This is a genomic window from Ferrimonas futtsuensis DSM 18154, from assembly GCF_000422645.1.
GTDB classification, from domain to species: Bacteria; Pseudomonadota; Gammaproteobacteria; order Enterobacterales; family Shewanellaceae; genus Ferrimonas; species Ferrimonas futtsuensis.
The window spans coordinates 147,704-166,635 of the sequence record NZ_AUGL01000002.1 but is presented as its reverse complement, the minus strand read 5'-3'; the positions used below and the strand labels follow the sequence as shown (position 1 = coordinate 166,635).

14 protein-coding genes are annotated in these 18,932 nt (G+C 56.1%); 6 read left to right on the top strand and 8 right to left on the bottom strand.

Features of this window, described 5'->3' with window-relative positions; all coding sequences use genetic code 11:
* The first annotated feature begins 56 nt into the window (after positions 1 to 56).
* Complete coding sequence (locus G505_RS0102750; RefSeq protein ID WP_028108189.1) at positions 57 to 1,184, top strand: hypothetical protein; 1,128 nt, start codon at positions 57 to 59, stop codon at positions 1,182 to 1,184.
* Positions 1,185 to 1,371: 187 nt separating this feature from the next.
* On the opposite strand, the gene G505_RS20390 is transcribed toward G505_RS0102750, so the two are convergent.
* The 4 genes from G505_RS20390 to G505_RS0102730 form a co-directional block, all read right to left on the bottom strand.
* On the bottom strand, positions 1,372 to 1,845 hold the full coding sequence (locus tag G505_RS20390; protein WP_035385011.1) for a hypothetical protein: 474 nt from the start codon (positions 1,843 to 1,845) through the stop codon (positions 1,372 to 1,374).
* Positions 1,846 to 1,856: 11 nt separating this feature from the next.
* Positions 1,857 to 2,783 (bottom strand): C-GCAxxG-C-C family (seleno)protein, encoded by a 927-nt coding sequence (locus G505_RS0102740; protein ID WP_028108188.1) that lies wholly within the window; start codon positions 2,781 to 2,783, stop codon positions 1,857 to 1,859.
* Positions 2,784 to 3,481: 698 nt separating this feature from the next.
* Positions 3,482 to 4,234, bottom strand: a complete 753-nt coding sequence (locus tag G505_RS20385; RefSeq protein ID WP_035385010.1) for a TetR/AcrR family transcriptional regulator — start codon at positions 4,232 to 4,234, stop codon at positions 3,482 to 3,484.
* Between the two features lie 110 nt (positions 4,235 to 4,344).
* Complete coding sequence (locus G505_RS0102730) at positions 4,345 to 5,361, bottom strand: cation:proton antiporter (RefSeq protein ID WP_157508990.1); 1,017 nt, start codon at positions 5,359 to 5,361, stop codon at positions 4,345 to 4,347.
* Between the two features lie 797 nt (positions 5,362 to 6,158).
* Between G505_RS0102730 and G505_RS20380 the strand changes: the two genes are divergently transcribed.
* The 3 genes from G505_RS20380 (at position 6,159) to G505_RS20375 (ending at position 12,346) form a co-directional block, all read left to right on the top strand.
* On the top strand, positions 6,159 to 7,838 hold the full coding sequence (locus G505_RS20380) for an L-lactate permease (protein WP_035385009.1): 1,680 nt from the start codon (positions 6,159 to 6,161) through the stop codon (positions 7,836 to 7,838).
* A 1,056-nt stretch (positions 7,839 to 8,894) separates the two neighbouring features.
* Positions 8,895 to 11,717: an FAD-binding and (Fe-S)-binding domain-containing protein gene (locus G505_RS0102720; protein ID WP_028108186.1), complete on the top strand. Its 2,823-nt coding sequence runs from the start codon at positions 8,895 to 8,897 to the stop codon at positions 11,715 to 11,717.
* Positions 11,718 to 11,875: 158 nt separating this feature from the next.
* Entirely contained in the window at positions 11,876 to 12,346 is a 471-nt protein-coding gene (locus G505_RS20375) for a hypothetical protein (RefSeq protein WP_028108185.1), read from the top strand.
* Here the strand turns inward: G505_RS20375 and ybaK are convergent.
* Positions 12,316 to 12,807 (bottom strand): Cys-tRNA(Pro) deacylase, encoded by a 492-nt coding sequence (gene ybaK, locus G505_RS0102710; protein ID WP_028108184.1) that lies wholly within the window; start codon positions 12,805 to 12,807, stop codon positions 12,316 to 12,318. The genes G505_RS20375 and ybaK overlap by 31 nt on opposite strands.
* Positions 12,808 to 13,383: 576 nt before the next feature.
* Between ybaK and G505_RS0102705 the strand changes: the two genes are divergently transcribed.
* A complete protein-coding gene (locus tag G505_RS0102705) occupies positions 13,384 to 14,226 on the top strand; it encodes an ABC transporter substrate-binding protein (protein WP_028108183.1) in 843 nt (280 codons plus the stop codon).
* A gap of 163 nt (positions 14,227 to 14,389) precedes the next feature.
* Positions 14,390 to 15,031, top strand: coding sequence for a UPF0149 family protein (locus G505_RS0102700; protein WP_028108182.1), 642 nt, complete (start codon positions 14,390 to 14,392; stop codon positions 15,029 to 15,031).
* Positions 15,032 to 15,108: 77 nt separating this feature from the next.
* On the opposite strand, the gene G505_RS0102695 is transcribed toward G505_RS0102700, so the two are convergent.
* From G505_RS0102695 to G505_RS0102685, 3 genes are all read right to left on the bottom strand, one after another.
* Positions 15,109 to 16,014 (bottom strand): LysR family transcriptional regulator, encoded by a 906-nt coding sequence (locus G505_RS0102695; RefSeq protein ID WP_028108181.1) that lies wholly within the window; start codon positions 16,012 to 16,014, stop codon positions 15,109 to 15,111.
* A gap of 121 nt (positions 16,015 to 16,135) precedes the next feature.
* Positions 16,136 to 17,254: a GGDEF domain-containing protein gene (locus tag G505_RS22265; protein ID WP_051215825.1), complete on the bottom strand. Its 1,119-nt coding sequence runs from the start codon at positions 17,252 to 17,254 to the stop codon at positions 16,136 to 16,138.
* 276 nt (positions 17,255 to 17,530) lie between these two features.
* The gene (locus tag G505_RS0102685) at positions 17,531 to 18,838 is read right to left on the bottom strand and encodes a cation:proton antiporter (RefSeq protein ID WP_028108180.1); all 1,308 of its coding nucleotides are present in this window, start codon (positions 18,836 to 18,838) and stop codon (positions 17,531 to 17,533) included.
* Between the last annotated feature and the right edge of the window lie 94 nt (positions 18,839 to 18,932).

Below are 18,932 nucleotides of genomic sequence, written 5' to 3'. Positions count from 1 at the left end.
CAACCTATCAGATTGTTGAGCCGGCCTTGCCGGCTCGGATTAAGGCAGTGAATACCATGAAACACGCAACCAAGCTTTCCCTGGTGGCAGGCGCCATCTTCGCCCTGCTCAACCCCGTGGCCCAGGCCCAGGAAGACGGCATCAGCGTCGGCGGTGCCGTACGGGTGAACTACGGCCTCAAATTCTACAGCGACAGCTCCAAGGACAAGGCCGGTGACCTGACCTTCGACATGGCCGCCATCAAGTTCAACGGCAAGCACGGCGACTGGGGCCTCTCCTCCGAGTACCGTTTCACCTCAGGCACCCACTACATCAAGTACGGCTACGGCTACTACGACGCCACCCCGGAGTGGCAGATCCAGTTCGGCATCAACAAGGTGCCCTTCGGTAACCGCGATTTCATCTCCAACAGCTGGTGGTTCGGTATCCCCTACTACCTGGGCTTCGAGGATGACCATGATGTGGGCATCAAGGCCACCTTCGACAACGGCAAGTGGCACACCGATCTGGGCTTCTACAAGAACCCTGAATACGGCGCGTCTGAGAACAAGCGTTACGCCACCGACCTGTACACCGGCACCATCAACGGCACCGAGTACTACAACGAAGAGACCAACCAGCTGAACCTGCGCCAGACCTACACCCTGGAGCACGACGGCGGCAGCACCACCCTTGGTGGCTCGGTGCAGTGGGGTCAGATCTACAACAGCAAGACCGAAGACAATGGCGACCGCTACGCCATCGCCGCTCACCTGGACTCCAGCTTCAACGGTTGGAACATCCAGCTGCAGGCAATGCAATATGAGTACGATGCCAAGAACCAGGAGGGGGTGGATCCCAACAAGATCGGCGTCTCCGTGGTGAGCTGGCAGTACGAGATCGCCTCCAAGGGCCAGGCCTACAACTTCAACATCGCCAAAACCATTCCCACCGACTGGGGCAGTGTGAAGATCTACAACGATTTCGGCGTGATGACCCCGGACACTGACGACGACAGCTATGACAACAGCTACCAGAACGTCACCGGTGCCGCCATCGCCGCTGGCCCCCTGTACATCATGGCGGATTTCGTGATGGGCAAGAACATGACCTTCTCCACCGAGATGGATGACCACGTTGGCCTCAAGGAAGCGGGCGACGGCTGGGACCAGCGCATCAACATCAACTTCGGCTACTACTTCTAAGCCGACTCTCAACTCCTGACACACGCCAAGGCTCCCGCAAGGGAGCCTTTTTTCAGACGGTGACAGAGCTCCGTATCGAAATTCCCTTAAAGGGGCTTTTAAACAGATCCTGTTTCCTGAGGTATTAAGACAGTGATGATAGCCGGACAGACAACCCAGACCCCAAGGGGTCCGTGTTGTCTGTAAATTAGCTCCTTGGAATATCAAACAGCTCTTGTGTATTGCTGGCCAGTGCACCATGTACCCTTATAGAGTAACGCAACCTAGCCATGGTTTGAGCCAGCTCCGGCAGGTTTGCCGGGGTAAACAGGTAAGAGCCCGGCTCCAGCTCAATGAGGTCACCGCCACACTCTACTCCCCCTCCAACACAGACAAACTGTTCGGCCTGGTGCCATGGCATATCAAAAGATGAGTCATACTCACCGGGAAAACCAAGGTACATCACCTCAAAGTTGCTCCCGGCATCGGTAATGGCAAGGCCATCCTCGTTGGCCAAGCGGAAGGCGATAGCCAGGCTGTCCGCATCCACAGCCCCCGCGATTAACACAACGCTGTTGGCCTGGTCCAGGGTGACGCTGGTCGCCGGTTCTGGCGTATTGTCATCGGATCCGCATGCCGCCAGTAACAGGGTCAGGCAACCAATAATGAATAGATTACGCATCACTCTCCCCCTCACTTGTGACATGATTCGCATTGCCCATTGTCGGCATGGTCAGGAATAGGACCGACCTTTTCGTGAGCGGAGTGACAAGTCTTACACTCCATTTTGGCGTTAACATCGGTACCAATGTAGTCCTCAGGCTCGCGCTTAGTCGGCATGTGACAGGCGCTACATTCGTCGTTTTCGGGGGCCTTTCTTTCGGAATCCAGAGTTCCCGCCAACGATTTATTCAGAAAATCTGCGGTAATGAAGGCCACCTCTGCAGTAACCTGGGCGCAGCGCTCCAGCTTGGCGGCATGAGAAGCTCCAAACTTGCTGGCGCTGGACCAATGAGACACGGAAGTGTGACACAGCAGCGTATTGGCTACCGATTGGCCAATCAGTTCCGCCCCAAGCGGCGTACCGTCATCGGCCTGTCGCGTCGGTGCCCCGATGGCACCTAGGAACGCCTCATCCCCACGGGGCATGGGCGTCTTTTCATAGTATCGGAACACCGCATCGATGACCGCCGCCTGATCCACGCCAGCCAGCACGTTTACTGCCATGGCTGCAGCATTAACACAGCCGCAGATAGAACCCCAGCCCTTGACACCACCACCACCGTAAATGGTGATATTAGTCGGAATGGCTGCGAAGTTGCAGGCGTCCTCATGCCCCTGTTCGGCCAGCTCCTTGATGATGGCATCAAATACACCGTACATGCAGCCGCCTCGCCCGTAACCTTCGTAGCCCCGCTTGGCCACCTTCATCGGATCCAGAGGGACATACTGGAGTAGGCTCTCCTTCAGCTCTCCGCCACCGTCACTTCCAAGCCCGATGGCAGTATCGACCGGGCAACCTTCTGCAGAAAATACAGAGTTCGACACCACTGAGGTACCCACTGCCATTCCGGCCAAACCCACTATTCTTCCCATCGCCTGACGTCGGTCTACATTCATTTTCATCTCTCCATGACATTAGAATTTGCATTTCAACATTTTGAAATATACAAATTTCGGATTATAAAAACCTTATAAATCAAAGATTTAATTGCAACATCAGTTAGAAGTTAGCTCTGATCTGGCAAAGAGTAAAGACCGGAAAATGAAATATCTAAACAGAGTATTTCGAGCTATTGAGAGATCCGTTAAAGGCTCAAATTGATGTTCAGACCCGTGGACCGCTGACCACACCGCAATCGGCTTCCCTTTGTCAGCAGATGGTTCAGAGTGTCGGAGTAGGCCCGAAAGGGCGTTACCTGTGGAAACGAGGCTTTTTAGGGCAAAGTAGGAATTGCGTCTTTCGGTTCAAACCCGACTAAACCAATGGTCCCTTGAGAGACCGAAGAGCACAAAGTCTTCACCAAGGCCAATATCCTTCCGATAAGCGATTTACAGTAAGCCAACAACACGGCACCACTCCTTCATAAGGTTTCGTTTAAGACTTCGGTGTCCTGTGGAAGTGAAAGCGAAGAAGGTATAGGAAGGTATAGAACGGCGAATGCCTATTGGTATCTAATCAGCTTGCTGATAACTCACGCTGTGACGTCTAACATGGGCACTTCAGGCACCCAGCGAACACCTCCTTCTTTGAAAGCAATGTCAGGCTGAAAATAAAAGGCCCCCAAAGGGGAGCCTGCCCCTGCGCGCCTAACAACCTAACCGCTCAGCTTCGCCTGCATCGCCATGCAGCGGGCGCAGCTGTTAAAGTCTCGGTGATGGGCCTGGTAGTACATGTGTACCCGAACGCCCACCCGTTCGAACAGCGCCAGGGTCAAAGGCTCTCGCCAACCATAGGGTTTAAACACATTTTGCAGCTGACGAAACAGGGTCTGTCGCTTCTCCTGCAGGAACTCCTTGCCAATGAGACGGCACTCATAGGCAGACAGGGCACCACTCAGGTAAAAGGTGATCGCCTGGGCCAGTTCCCTCACCTCATCGTCCGAAGCGACCAGCTCGCCCTCGGTCACCGCCTGCTTCAGGTATCCGGTGATCCTCTCCCAATAGAGGTTGATTCGATTCTCGAACGCCTTGGCCTTGTCGGCACTGGCCAGGCGCCACACCCGGCTGTTGACCGCCACCTGACGAACCAGATTGAAGCTGGGGGAGAAGTAAGTCGCCTCAAAGGTGAATATGATGGGCAGCAGCACCCGCTCTATAGCGGACATTCCCGGATGTTCGGCTTCGAAATCGTCAAAGTGATTGCAGGTGGCGTTGCGCATGAAGCAGCACACCAACAGGTCCTCCTTACTCTCGAACAGCTTATAGAAGGTGGAGTTGGCAATCTCCGCCTCCTTGGCGACCTGAGACAACTTGAATGAGATCAACCCCTGCTGATCGATCATCCCTTCGGTCACATCGAGGACGGCCTGACATTTCACCCTGAGGGCATCGGTGTGGGGACAGCGCATGCAGTGGACCTAAAAAGCAGAAACCCAAAGGACCATTTTACTGAAGGCCGGTCAAACTCTCCGGACCCTCATCACATCTGCATCCCCCCTCTGGCGCCGCCTTTCCAGAATCACGATCCGCTCACACTGCGAGACGCCAATGGGCGCTGAATCAATAACTCAAACAGAACCACCCCATAACAAGCGGCCTGTATGGTCCACCAGGCAGTCACCGACACCGGAATGGAAAGCACCAGGGCCAGGGTGACGGGCCCATGAACTGGCAGTCGCCACCACAGCGAAGCAGACCTCTGGCTCAAAGGGTGACGGAACCAACGGGAAGTGGCCCAAAGCAGGGGCAACCTGGCCATCAGGCACAGACCTATGGCCGCCAGCATCACCCAGTAGCGCTCGGTGAACATGGAGAGAGTCAGAGAGAAGCCCAGTATCAGCACCAGAAGATCCGCCCCCAGGCGTGCGCCCGGCTCTATAAGCTGATTTCCGCCTCTCACCAACTGAGGGCGACTTAACAGAACCAGCGACAGGCACACCGCGGCTCCAGGCAGGCCCAGTCCCCACTCCGCCCCCCAGAAACTCAGGTAAGCCAGTGGCAGAGTCAGTCCCGGGTTCCACGTGATGAGCGGACGAACAATAAAGGAGAGCAGCCAGGCGACCAGCAGCGAGCTGAGCAACAGCCGGGTGAAGATCAAGGCAAACTCAGCAACACGAAGCTCATCCAGTGACCCTACCTTTACCAGTACCATCAATCCCACCAGGGCAAAGAGCTCTACCCAGAGCCCTTCCCCCTCCAGCAGCACCAGCAAAGACCGCTGGCGCTCGATCATCTGACTGCTCCAACTGGGATCGGATGCGGCCAGCAGCAAACCGGCAATCAGTGCCGAGATCAAAGGAAAGCCAGGATGATCAATCAGCAGATAGAGGCCCCAACTCACCAGCAGCAGGGTGAGACTAAACACCAGACTGGCGGGGACAACGACCCAGGGCCACAGTGTTCGCAGCCTCCGCCGGGAGATCATCCGTGCCGCATGCACCAGTAACCAGGGCAAAATCAGGAAGTAGATGGTCTGAGTCAGCCCGGTTGCAGTGATGCCGGTCTGCCATTGGAATGTACTGACAAGTTGACCCACAAGTAAGCCAACTGTTAACAGGATGATATGCCTGGCCATCAGCCCGACGTTTCGCACTGCCGTCACCAGAGTCACGGCGGCCATTATCAGTAGCCAATTTCCCTGCAAAATCCACCTCAAATCCGTAGGAGCTTGATTTACCAAAGCTTAGTATGGACCACCATGGGCACTTTGTGATCTGGCTCAAGGTGGATTGTGCAAAAACTAAACATGACGAGGTTTTGTAATTATAATTCAGCAATTGAGCTGAAATTTGGCAATAACCCAATTTATCTAGTTATTTTCCTACATTATTAAGCCGCCACTGCCGAATATTTTCCTCTCTTGGCAAATTTTCGCTGAAATCGAATTTGCCACTAACTGAGTCGCCTTATTCACTTTTATGATTAATGTTCATTTATATATTCCAAAAACACCCATCGCGCCCCTTTAGTGACTCTAAGCTTGCAACACCACCCTAACGCCAGACCGGGCTATCCATATGTTTTTATTGGACTTTTTGCGATTGTGAAAAAATGGTTATAAAAACAGCTTTTTTATTGTGATGGAGATCACAGTCAAAAATCCCGCGCAACATGCCAAGATCACAGTTTCAGACCGTTTGGGACGAGAAACTCATTCCCGATTGCTACTAAAATGTGAAGTTCATCGACATTGACCTGGATCAATTTTCTGAGGTGCTTTCCGCTATTGAATACGCTACCAATTACTATCGTTCAACCAAGCATGATTCAAATTTGGTTGACTATAGTGAAACTGAAACAAAGTAATCATTCCTCAATAGAAGGGAAAACGGCGTGAATCTCATACAGACCATCGCAACGCTCACACCGATTATTTCGGTACTCGTATTCTTGGTGCTCTTGCGCTTGCCTGCTTCCAAGGCAATGCCAATCTCCGCAGTATTAACCGGTTTGGCGGCTGCCTTCATCTGGCAGATGGATACCGCAATTCTCAGCGCATCCGTCGTCCAGGGTATGTTGGACGCCATTACCCCTCTGACCATCATCTTCGGCGCGATTTTCCTGCTGAAGACGCTGGCCGCTTCCGGTGCCATGGATACCATCCGTGCGGGCTTCACTAACATTAGTGCTGACGCCCGTGTTCAGGTCATCATCATCTGCTGGCTGTTCGGTTCCTTCATCGAAGGTTCCGCCGGTTTCGGTACCCCTGCTGCTATCGGCGCTCCTCTGCTGGTTCTGCTGGGCATTCCGCCTCTGGCTGCGGCCTGTGTGGCACTGATTGCTGACTCCACCTCCGTATCCTTCGGCGCCATCGGCCTGCCCGTACTCTTCGGTATGGACAAGGGTCTGGACGCTGGTGGCGTTTCCATGGCTGCCGAGCAGATTGCTGCCCTGGGTGCCACTGCTGGCTTCGCCGACTACGCTCAGCTGATTGCCAAGCACATGATCACCATCGACCTGTTCACCGGTACTCTGGTACCCCTGACCATGGTTGCAGTGCTGACTGGCTTCTTCGGCCGTAAGAAGTCCTTCGCCGAAGGTCTGCAGATCTGGAAGTTCGCTCTGTTCGCCGGTCTGGCGTTCACCATCCCAGCCTGGCTGATCAACTTCTTCGCCGGTCCAGAGTTCCCATCTGTAATTGGCGCCCTGGTTGGTATGGCCATCGTGATTCCTGCTGCCAAGAAAGGCTTCCTGCTGCCCGCTCAGCCTTGGAATGACTTCGCCGAGAACGACGGCAAAGCTTCCTCCGCTACCGCTGGTCAGCCTCAGTCTGCTGGTGCCGCTGCTGCCAAGCCTCAGTTCTCTCAGCTGGCTGCCTGGACCCCTTACCTGGTAATGGCCGGCCTGCTGGTTCTGTCTCGCGTAGTGGCTCCTCTGAAGAGCTTCCTGCTGAGCTTCAACCTGAGCTTCCCCAACCTGCTGGGTACTGAGCTGGGTTCCGGCTTCAAGACTCTGTACGCTCCTGGCGCGTTCTTCGTGGCCGTGTGTATCCTGGGCTTCTTCATCTTCAAGATGAAGCCAAAGGCCTTCTCTGGTGCGTTCACTGACTCTTGCAAGTCCATGATCCCTACCATCATCTCCCTGGGTGCTTCCGTACCTATGGTGAAGATCTTCCTGAACTCTGGCGCCAACGACGCTGGCCTGATGTCCATGCCTAAGGCACTGGCTGACATGCTGGCTAACTCCATGGGCGCCGTGTGGGAGTGGACTGCTCCGGTAGTAGGTATCTTCGGTGCCTTCCTGTCCGGCTCCGCGACCTTCTCCAACATGATGTTCTCCGGCCTGCAGTACTCCGTAGCCGACAACCTGGGCATGAACCACGCCCTGGTACTGGCCCTGCAGGGTATTGGTGCTAACGCCGGTAACATGATGTGTGTAATGAACGTTGTTGCTGCTGCTACCGTAGTAGGTATGGCGGGCCGTGAGTCTGAGATTATTCGTAAGACCATGCCTGTTGCCCTGGCCTACGCCATGGTTGCCGGTACCATCGCCTTCTTCTGGGGTGGCTACTAACACCTCCAGCAAGACTTAAAAAAAGCCGGGCCCTTTGGTCCGGCTTTTTTAATTTCAATCACACTTAACCTGCCTGACCCGGTTAAAGTTCACCCTAGTTAATCTGACTAGCCAAATATTTAATGCGCCTAATTTAACCTCATATTCAGCATCCCGCATTACTCACTTCCGACTAAAGCGCTTCTCCCCTTCAGCGCCGACTGCCGCTCGAGGCACCCCAAAACAGAGTTGTGCATATTGACAAGTCAGCAAAGCTCAATGACGCCAGCTCCCGACAGGCCGAGTAAGCTTCATGAGTGGCATTCGCGTTTCGAGTGCGGCGCTCAAACCCTAAGATTGAATCCTCGGGTCAAGAACACACCAGTCGGCTTAACCGAAAACACAACAAGGGTAAATCTGGCCATGGGGACGCCTCTCTTCAGTCGTTCGCCGATGCCCTGGCCGCCAAGGGTAAAAGCCACTTCCATGCCTCGAGCAGCAAACGCCATTTTGAGGAATGCCCAGGGCTTCGGTGACTGCCAAAAATCACGCTAAAACAGCCGTTTGGCCTTGGTTACTTAGGGGTTCAATTGCCAGAATGGTCGTAAGTGAAGCCGAACTGGTGGCGCAGATCCAGCGCCACAAAGATCACCTTACTGAGTTACTTGAGTCAGCCTGCTCATTGCAAAACCGAGCTCCCTCAGCATTCGGCAAAAGCTGAATATCATGACGACCCCAACTAAGTGGCCACACACAAAATTACGCCCCCTGAAGGGCAGCCATCTACACCACCTTTCCACTCATCCGATCAGGTGAACGCGCTTTGGCCTCCACCGTTCATTAGTGATCTTTCTTCACTTAATTTGTTCAAATGCACAAAAATCTTGGTCAATTTTGACTCTATATTCAGTCATCCGCCCAAAGACCCTGAATTCGCTTATGGCATAATATTTATACTGAATGAATGTGATCCAGGTGCGGCTTTTACCAAGGATAATGAATATTTGTTCAAATATTTCACTCCCTTGGTACAAAATATAAGGGTATATAAAAGTGCTAACTGCTAACTATAGTGAAGTGGCTAACAAGCTTAGCCAGATTCTTGATGCTAATCGCGTCCATACCGACAACCTCCGCCGAGTTGCTTGGGGTACCGACGCCTCTTTCTACCAGAAGCGTCCACAGATCGTGGTCCACCCCAAGACCGAAGCTGAAGTCTCCGCTTCACTGGCAGAGTGTCATGCCAACAAGACTCCTGTTACCTTCCGTGCCGCCGGTACCGCCCTGTGTGGTCAGGCGATCTCCGACTCCATTCTGATGGTAGCCGGTGGTGACTGGGACAAGTACGAAGTTCTGGATGGCGGTGAGCGTATCCGCCTGCAGGCCGGTGTTATCGGTTCCAAGGTCAACCAGATACTGAACCCGCTGGGCTGGAAGTTCGGTCCCGATCCCGCCACCATCGCGTCTGCCATGGTTGCCGGTATTGTGTCCAACAACGCCTCCGGCATGAACTGCGGTACCCACGCCAACTCCTACCAGCTGATTGAGTCCGCCCGCATCGTCATGGCCGATGGTTTCGTCCTGGACACCGCCAGCGACGCCAGCCGCAAAGAGTTCACCGCCAAGTACCCTGAAGTGATCAAGGGCATCGAAGCGATCCGCGATGAGATCATGGCTGACCAGGAAGTGGTTGACCGCATCAATCGTAAGTACTCCATTAAGAACGTAACCGGTTACGGCATGAACTCCTTCGTGGACTTCTCCGACCCGTTCGACATCATCCTGCACCTGATGGTGGGCTCTGAAGGTACTCTGGGCTTCCTGTCCGAGATGACCATGAAGAGCGTGCCCAAGGCGACTCACTCCGCGTCCGCCATGGTGTACTTCGACTCACTGCGCGGCGCCTGTGAAGCGATCGTTGAACTGCGTAAAGACGCCTTCGACGAGACCAACGCCGCCGAGCTGCTGGACAACTTCGCTCTGAAGGCGGTGGCTGCGTCCAAGTACCAGACTCCAGATTTCCTGGGCGACATCCATAAGGACGTGACCGCGGTACTGTTCGAAACCTTCGGCATGAGCCAGGAAGAGATCGACCGCAACACTGCCAAGATGAACGCCATCATGGAGAAGCACGGTCTGTACCGTCCTGTTGAGTTCACCCAGAATGGCTCTGAAATTGCCAACATGTGGGCGATCCGTAAGGCGGTATTCCCTCTGGCTGGTTCCATGCGTCCCGCCGGCACCTCCTGCATCATTGAAGACATCGCCTTCCCAATCGAAGTATTGCCTCAGGCCACCATCGACCTGCAGAACCTCTCCTTCGAGCACGGCTATAACGACGCGGTGATCTACGGTCACGCCCTGGAAGGTAACTACCACGTAATCTTCTCTCAGGATTTCAGCACCCAGGCTGAAGTAGACCGCTTCGACAACTTCATGGAAGCGGTAGTAGAGCTGGTTGCCACCAAGTACGACGGCTCTCTGAAAGCTGAGCACGGTACCGGCTTCGGTATGGCGGCCTTCGTAGAGAAAGAGTGGGGCACCCGCATCTACGACCTGATGAAGCGCACCAAGAACGCTCTGGACCCTGCCGGCATCCTGAACCCAGGCGTGATCATCAACGACGACCCACACTGTCACTCCAAGGGCTTTAAGCCTCTGCCTCAGGTACACGACATCATCGACAAGTGTATCGAGTGTGGTTTCTGTGAGCAGCACTGCGTGGCCCACAGCCTGACCCTGTCTCCTCGTCAGCGTACCGCGGTAGCCCGTGTGATGAAGACCCTAGAGACCACAGGCAAAGAGCCCGAGGTTCTGGCTGACCTGCAGGCGAACTACAAGTACTTCGCCATGGACACCTGTGCCGCAGACGGCCTGTGTAAGCTGGGCTGTCCCATGGGCATCGACACCGGTAAGTTCATCAAGGTTCAACGGGCCAAGTACGCCACCGGTACCGACAAGAAGGTAGCCAACTTCACGGCTAACCAGTACGACAACCTGGAAGGCGTAGCTCGCTTCGCCCTGGGTGCAACCGACATCGCCCGTGCCGTCATCGGCGAAGGCGGTATGGGTGGCATCACCAAGATTGCCCGTAAGGTGATGCCTGGCATGCCTATCCCTCTGTGGACCTCCGGTATGCCTAAGCGCGGTAAAGCCCTGCCTGAGATGAAGACTGCCGGTGACATCAAGGCCGTTTACTTCCCAGCCTGTCTGAACCGTATGCTGGGTACCGCCCCCAACAACCCTGACCAGCGCTCCGTTCCTGAGACCATCAAGGCTCTGTTCGAGAAGTGCAACATCGAGATGCTGTGTGGCGAAAAGCCTCAGGGTCTGTGCTGTGGTCAGTCCTGGGAGTCCTACGGTCACAACGAGCAGGCGGACCGCAAGTCCGATGAGCTGTCCAAGTGGCTGCTGGAAGTGTCCAACAACGGTGAGCACCCCATCCTGGTAGAAACCACCGCCTGTCTGGAGCGTATGCGTCGTTCCTGTGACAAGCGCCTGAACATGTTGGGTCCAGAAGAGTTCGCCATGCAGTACATGGTTGACCGTCTGGACATCAACAAGATCGAAGAGAAGATCGCGGTTCACCCAACCTGTACCTGCCGTAAGATGGGCATCGTTGATGACCTGGTTGGCCTGGCCAAGCTATGTGCCTCTGACGTGGTGGTTCCTGACCGCGACAAGGTTGGCTGCTGTGGTATGGCCGGTAACCGTGGCATGAACTTCCCAGAGCTGAACGAGCACGGTCTGCGTCACCTGAAAGCAGAAACCAAGGACAAGGGTTGCACCAGCGGTTACTCCGTATCCGCCACCTGTGAGATTGGCCTGACCACTCACTCCGGCATCCCTTACAAGAACATTCTGAGCCTGCTGGACCGCGCGTCCAAGCCTAAGCGCTAAGACTGTCTCTTGAACTGAAAAAGGCCACCTCGCGGTGGCCTTTTTAATGGGAGGCGCTTTTGTCAGCTCACTCTTTATCCAGTTTTACCCAGGCTGCCACGCCTTTACATTGCAGCGGCTAACATGGGGGAAACAGACCTTCCCAACGGAGCAAGACCATGCGCCCCATGATGATCACCGCCCTCATTCTGCCGCTGCTCGCAGCCCCACAAGTCCAGGCCAAACCTCACCATGGTCCGCAGCACAAAGCCAAGGTGATCGTGGTTAAGCCCGGTGCCCACCACAAGCCTCATCACAACCATTACGCCTATCACCACAAGGAGTTGACCCGGATCGCCACCTTCGCGGTGTACTCAGGCGTCACCTACGCCATTGTCGACGATGCCTACTACCGTAAACACGGGGATCATTACCTCTACGTGGAATCCCCCCCCGCCGGGCACTACAGCGTCATCCAGGCCGGCGATGCCGGAAGCGGTTACACCCTGGGCCAGCGTCTCGGTCAACTCCCCTCAGGAAGCCACAGTGTAGTGGTCGATGGCATCAGCTACCACAACCTGGGAGAGCACTGGTTTGTCCCCCTGGCCGGTGGCCAAAGCTATGTGGTGGTCGAGTCCCCCTTGGAGTAGCCAACCACGGCAAAGACGCCCCCGGTGAGCTTGAGCAGATCCCTCGGGGCCAGCTCAATCTCCAGGCCACGGCGGCCACCAGAGACACAGATGGTGTCAAAGGCCTGAGCTGAAGCGTCCAGCACCAGCGCCAGACGCTTCTTCTGACCCAGAGGGCTGATGCCACCCACCACATAGCCAGTGGCCTTCTCGGCGGCCTTGGGGTCCGCCATCGCCAGGCGCTTGGCCTTTACCGCCTTCGCCAGAGCCTTGAGGTCCAACTGACCCGTCACCGGTACCACTGCCACATACAGCTTGCCTGCATCGTCTGCAGCCAGCAGGGTCTTGAACACCCGAGCCGGATCCTGCCCCAGGGCTTCGGCAGCCTCCAGTCCGTAGGAGGGGGCATTGGGGTCGTGCTGATACTGATGGAGCTGAAAAGGCACCTTGGCCTTCTTGGCGGCGTTAACGGCAGGGGTCATGGAATCTCCAGAATTTGGGTCAAGCCAAGCAGTATGCCACAAGAGAAAAATGGCCACTGTGATCTTCTGCTCCCCACTGCTCAGGGCAAACACCCGCAGCTCCAGTAGAGACATTTTGTCCTGCCAGGGTGTCATTAGAAGTAATTTGAATTTTTCCAATGATTTACACCAAGACACCGATCACAATTCGCCCGCAATCGAATTGAAGAATTTTGCCGTATGGCCAGACTGGCGCCATCAGTTTTTTCGGGGCCGAGACACCTATTTGCTGGCGAATCCGTCCGGCCCCCCTTTTTTCGATGCTGCCCAGTCGCTCCGGCTGGCTGAGCCGGTGCAAACCGGTTTGGCTGGCCACTCTTCCCGACATTCAACCCCCACTCCCCGACACGGCCAAATTGTCCCTACCCCGTTGTCACTTTTGGTTATTCCACTCCCATTGGTGGATTTTGTGTTGACCCAGCTCCGGAGAGCAGAAGAGACCAATTGCCAAAAAGGTGAAGCAGATCAACCCTGTCTCCAGTATCTGTATCGGCACTGCCGGGCCACAACCAGCAGTGTCCCATCATAGGAGTTCTCATGATCAAAAGCGCAATCACCCTGGGCCTGGTTTGCCTGGCCGCCCTCCCCGCCCAGGCCACCGAGTGCAAGGCCAGCTACGGAACCGGCAAGGTCAATTTTCGATTGGCCACCGGCAGTCCGGGAGAGCTGGGCCTACTAAAGGCGCTGGCCAGTGAATTCAATGCCACTCATGACAGTCGCCTGTGTTGGGTCAAGGCAGGGTCCGGCAAGTCACTCTCCCTGCTCAAGCAGGGAAAAGTCGACATGGCGATGGTTCACGCCCCCGCGGCAGAGAAGAGAGCGGTAGACCAGGGCTGGGCGACCCAGAGAAAGCTCATCGGCAGCAATGAGTTCTACCTGGTGGGCCCCAAGACAGATCCCGCCAGAGTCAAGGACGCCGGCTCCATCAAAGAGGCCTACCGCAAAGTGGCAGACAGCCACGCCCTGTTCCTCTCTCGTGGCGATAACTCCGGCACCCACAAGAAGGAGATGATGATCTGGGGCCTGGCAGAGAAGCAACCTCAAGGCCAGTGGTACCGGGTCACCCATGAGTTTATGCGGGCAACACTGCGTCAGGCCAACGAACAGCAGGGCTATTTCATGACCGACAGCTCCACCTGGGTGGCGGAGAAAGCCAACCTGGGTGAGCTTAAGGTGCTGTTCTCCGGCGACCCCATCCTGGTCAACACCTACCATGCCCTGAGGGGCGTAGAGGGGAACACTGAGGCCCTGGAGATTGCCCGTCAATTCATTGAGTTCGTTGGCTCACAAACCGGCCAACAGATCCTCAGCAACTATGGCAAAGCGCAATTTGGCGATGCCATGTATACCGGCATCAATGACAGCCCGGCCCACCGCTGATCTCACCCTGCTGACCAGTTTGGGGGGCGATCGCCCCCCTGATTTTCCAGCGAAAAAACGAACTAATTTTCCCCAACCTTGCGCCAGAGCATTAAAATGGCAGTGAACAACTGGCATTATCAGCCCTCTTCCTGAGACAGTTACCCACCGGGCTCGAACGCAAATGAATGAAAAACTGACCAAATCCGACGAGAAGCAACTGGCGAAAACCCTGGATGACGCTGCCCAGTACGGTGGCATGACCCTGATGCAGAGCCGCGGCTACCTGGCTCACCTGCACTGCTTCCCCAAGACCATCGACCCCGGAGTCTGGAGCGCCCACATCGCCAACACCAAGCCGGAACAGGAGCTGTGGCCTTTCGAAAATAAGGTAATGGAGCAACTGTTTGCCCTCTACAACCAGCTGCACACCGAGGTGGTGGAAAAAGGCGAGGTGCTCTCGCCCAAGTGCCGTCCGCTGCTGGATGACCTGCAGCAGAGGCAGGTTCCCATGGATCTGCGCCACTGGTGCGCCGGCTTCCTCACCGGCTTCGCGGTGCTCAAGGAGAAGTGGCAGGAGATCTGCACACCCGAACAGCTCGAAGAGGTGGAATCCTGCTGCCAGTTTATGGGCTACCTGGCCACCCTGGGCAGTGACGAGGAGCATGCCCTGGCCTGGCGGGAAGGCGCAGACCCGGTGCCAGAGCAGTTGATCGCCACCATCGAGGAGGCGATGGCGTATATGCACGGCTGGAGTCAGATGGAGCTGGACGAGGAGAACAATCCGGTCAATGCCATGGTCAACCCTGAACTGGGAAGCCACTGACGACACCCAGGACAACAATCAAAAACGGCTACCCAAGGTAGCCGTTTTTGATTGTCGAGCAAACAGGGCGCTTGTCCTTACACGGGCATCCGCTTCAGGGCATTGCGCTTCAGGTACTCCACCAGGAACTGCATCAGGGCACGCTGCACACCGGGCAGGAAGCGCTGGGCCGGATGCAGCAGCCACACAGGCACGGCTGCCGGCTCATAATCACTGAGAATCGGCTGCAATGCTCCGGTATCGAAGGCCCGCCACAGCTGGAAGTCCGCCAGCTGCACCACCCCCCTGTCTGCCTGAGCCTGGGCCCGGATACAGAGGCTGTCATTGCTCTCGAAATCCCCATCCACCTTCACCGGGATTCGGTGACCCTGATCCTGATAGAGCCAGGACCTGGGGGTACGGTGAACATTGTTGATCAGGCAGTTGTGCCGGGTGAGATCCGCCGGATGCTGGGGCACACCGTTGAGGGCCAGATAGCCCGGGGAAGCACCGGTGAGCATGCGCATGGTGGTCAGCTTGGTGGCCACCACCCCGCTGTCCGGCTGTTTTCCGGTGCGGATGGCAAAATCATAGCCTTCATCCACCAGGTCACACTGGCGGTTGAGCAGTTGCAGCTCAATGGCCACCCCGGGATGCTCCCGGCCAAACTCCGCCAGGGCCGTAGGCAGAATCGACTGGCCAAAGAGCACCGGGGCCACCATGCGTATGGTACCCGCCAGGCCATCTCCGCTCTGCGTGCTGCCATAGAGCCCGTCCACCTCTTTGCAGATGGACTCCATCTTCGCCAGGTAACGCTGCCCCTCGTCGGTCAAACGCACAGAGCGTGTGGTGCGTTGCAGCAGCTGCACACCCAGGTGGCGCTCCAGTTCGCTGACCTGCCGGCTGACCGCCGACGGCACCAGGTTGAGGGACGCGGCCGCGGCGGAGAAGCTCTGCTGCTCCAGGACAGCCCGGAATATCCGTATCGATTTAAGTAGGTCCATCGTTGCCAGAATCAGAATAATTATAGAAAAGCCAAGTCTCTATTCACATTTTGGACTCAATTCATCTGGCAAGGCAATAGCCAGGGCCGAATTATCTTTGCCCTGGGAAAAGGGAAGGGGCTCAGAGCGAGAGGGACAACCGGTCCACGGCCCAGCAATCTCTCCCCTGAGACTTGGCATGATAAAGCGCCTGGTCGGCTTTGCGATAAAGAGACGCAGTGGTGTCCTGTTCACGCCACTGGGCAATGCCGATACTCAGGGTCACCCTCTCCGAGGTGATGGAATCAGGATGGGGAAGGTTCAGCGCTTCCATCGCCTGCTGCATCCGCTGGGCCATCACCTTGGCCCCTTGCGTATCCGTACCGGCGAGTATCACCGCAAACTCCTCCCCGCCGACCCGGCAGAATACCTCTGTCTGACGAGCCATCAGGGCCGACAGCGTGTTGGCCACCAGCTTGAGTCCCTTGTCCCCCTGATCGTGCCCCAGGGCATCGTTGTACTGTTTGAAGTGGTCAATATCCACCAGCATCAGCGTGGCAGGAATCCCCAGACGTCGGGCCGACGCCACCGCGTCGGACAGGGCCTCGTCGAAGCCACGGCGGTTCATCACCTGGGTAAGAGGGTCCAGAGTGGTCTCCCGCCTGAACCGCTCCAGAAGTTCCAGGCTCTGACTGTGTCGATCCAGGCCAAAGAAGTACCAACGTCGCAGATAGAGGGAGGAGAGGCAGATCAGCAAGGGAAACTTCAGTACCGCCAGATAGTAGGTCACCGACTCGAAGCCAGTATGCAGCAAAGTCAAATAGGCATAGGCGACCAATATGATGCAGCAGCTCAGGCACATCATCAGCCTTGAGGTGTACCAGCCGATCACCACCGTCAGACAACCCAACATGAAGATCTGCTTGGAAGAATGGTACTCCCCCCAGCTCTCCATGCTGTTGATGGAAACCAGACACCATGCCAGGCCGACCAGCGATGCCATGCCAGCACGAATGGGCCTTTTAACCTCACCGGTGTAGTTCACCAGATAGGCTGTCACGGCCAGTACCAGCAGCGAGACCACTGCCTGAGCCACCGCCAAGAGGCGGGTTTGCAGTAAGGGCTGAGGAAGGTGCTCCCAGAGGTTCACAAAGAACAGCAGCTGCACCAGCAGGGTAGTGAAGGCCACCCACAGGGTCCCCTGACGCAGGTGCTTCTGCTGCATCAGCTGTATCACTTCGGGGTAGTGGCTCTGGCTCATCGGCACCTGCTCTGACGCGAGGGGCAGCTGGTGCGCCGGTGGCGTACTGATCCTAACCCCAAGTTAGGGCAGTTATTGTACACGAAGCAGATTCAAGTGCGCCTTCAGCTCGCCCTAAAACCCGCTAATTTATGCAGAAAAAGCTGCTTAATATCTCCCAAAGAACAGAGAATCCATCGGCCAACAGATGCCCCGGCAGAAGCTCACACCCGCTTTACTAAAACGCCACCCCAAAGAAACGCTGTCGCAGCATCCGGGGCACAACTCCAGTTCCCATCATGCCAGCTCAGCCTGGCTGTCGGTGCGATTGCGATTTGCCTCCCAGAGATTGGCCCGGTTCAGCAGTGGCGCAATGGTAGAGCCTTGCACCAGGATGGAGAACACCACCACCGAATAGGTCATCACCAGCAGGATCTCACGAACATCTATCCCTTTGCTGGCCACCACCACCACACCTGAGGGCACCGACATCGCCATCGCCAGCGCCAGGCCACCGCGCAATCCCCCCCAGGTCAGGATGGTCACCGACAAGGGATTGTAGTGACGGAACCGGGCGAAGCCCAGATAGCAGAGGCGAACGCTCAGGTAACGGGCCACCAGGACCACAGGGATGGAGACCACCATCAGAATCCAATCCTCCTGATGGAAGCTAAAGGTGAGCATGGCCAGGCCGATCAGCAGGAACAGCACGCTGTTGAGAAACTCATCCACCAACTCCCAGAAGCTGTCCAGGTGTTCCCGGGTTTCGGTGGACATGCCGGTATGACGGGTCCAGTTGCCAATAATGATGCCGGACACCACCATGGCCAGCGGACCAGACACCTCCAGGGCACTGGCCAGAACATAGCCGCCTGTGGGGATACCCAGGGTCAGCAGAAGCTCCATGGAGTGATCGTCGGTGGAACTGATCAGGGTGTGAAACAGCAGGCCGATGGCCAGCCCATAGAGGATGCCCCCCAGGGCTTCATGGATAAACAGCTGCGTAATGCCTGCCAGAGTGGGCGCCTCGCCACCGAAGGCGATGGCAAACAGGGTCACAAACAGCACCAGGCCAAAACCATCATTGAACAGGGACTCCCCCTCGATCTGCACACTGATCTGTTCAGGTGCCTTCATCTTCTTGACGATGGCCAACACCGCAATGGGGTCGGTCGGAGAGATTAGGGCACCGAACAGCAGGCAGTACACCAGATCAAACTCCACACCAATCAGGCGGAAAAACTGCCACAGGGCCCCGCCGATAAGCAGGGTGGAGATCAGGGTGCCAACCAGCGCCAGGGTCGCAATCTCCCACTTCTGCGCCTTGAGATTGGACAGTTTGATGCCCAGGCCGCCGGCAAACAGCAGAAAGCCCAGCATGCCGTTCAGCAGGAAGGTTTCGAAATTGATGCGATCGATCGCCTCGGCGGCCACACTCTTCAGTGAGAACCAGCCCGCCTTACCGGCGATGACGATCAACAGGGAGAGCATCAGGGCACCGGCGGTGATGGCGATGGTCATCTGCAACCGCCCCACCTTGCTGTTGATAAAGGCGATCATCATGGCAAGGGCTGCCAGGGTACATAGGGTGGCATACACCGTCATTGGACTCTCCTTATCCGCCACGCCAGTGGCATCACTTCCATTCACGAAGGGATGGGATTGTACCCAAAACTCACTCTATTTTAGTCTCTTAAAA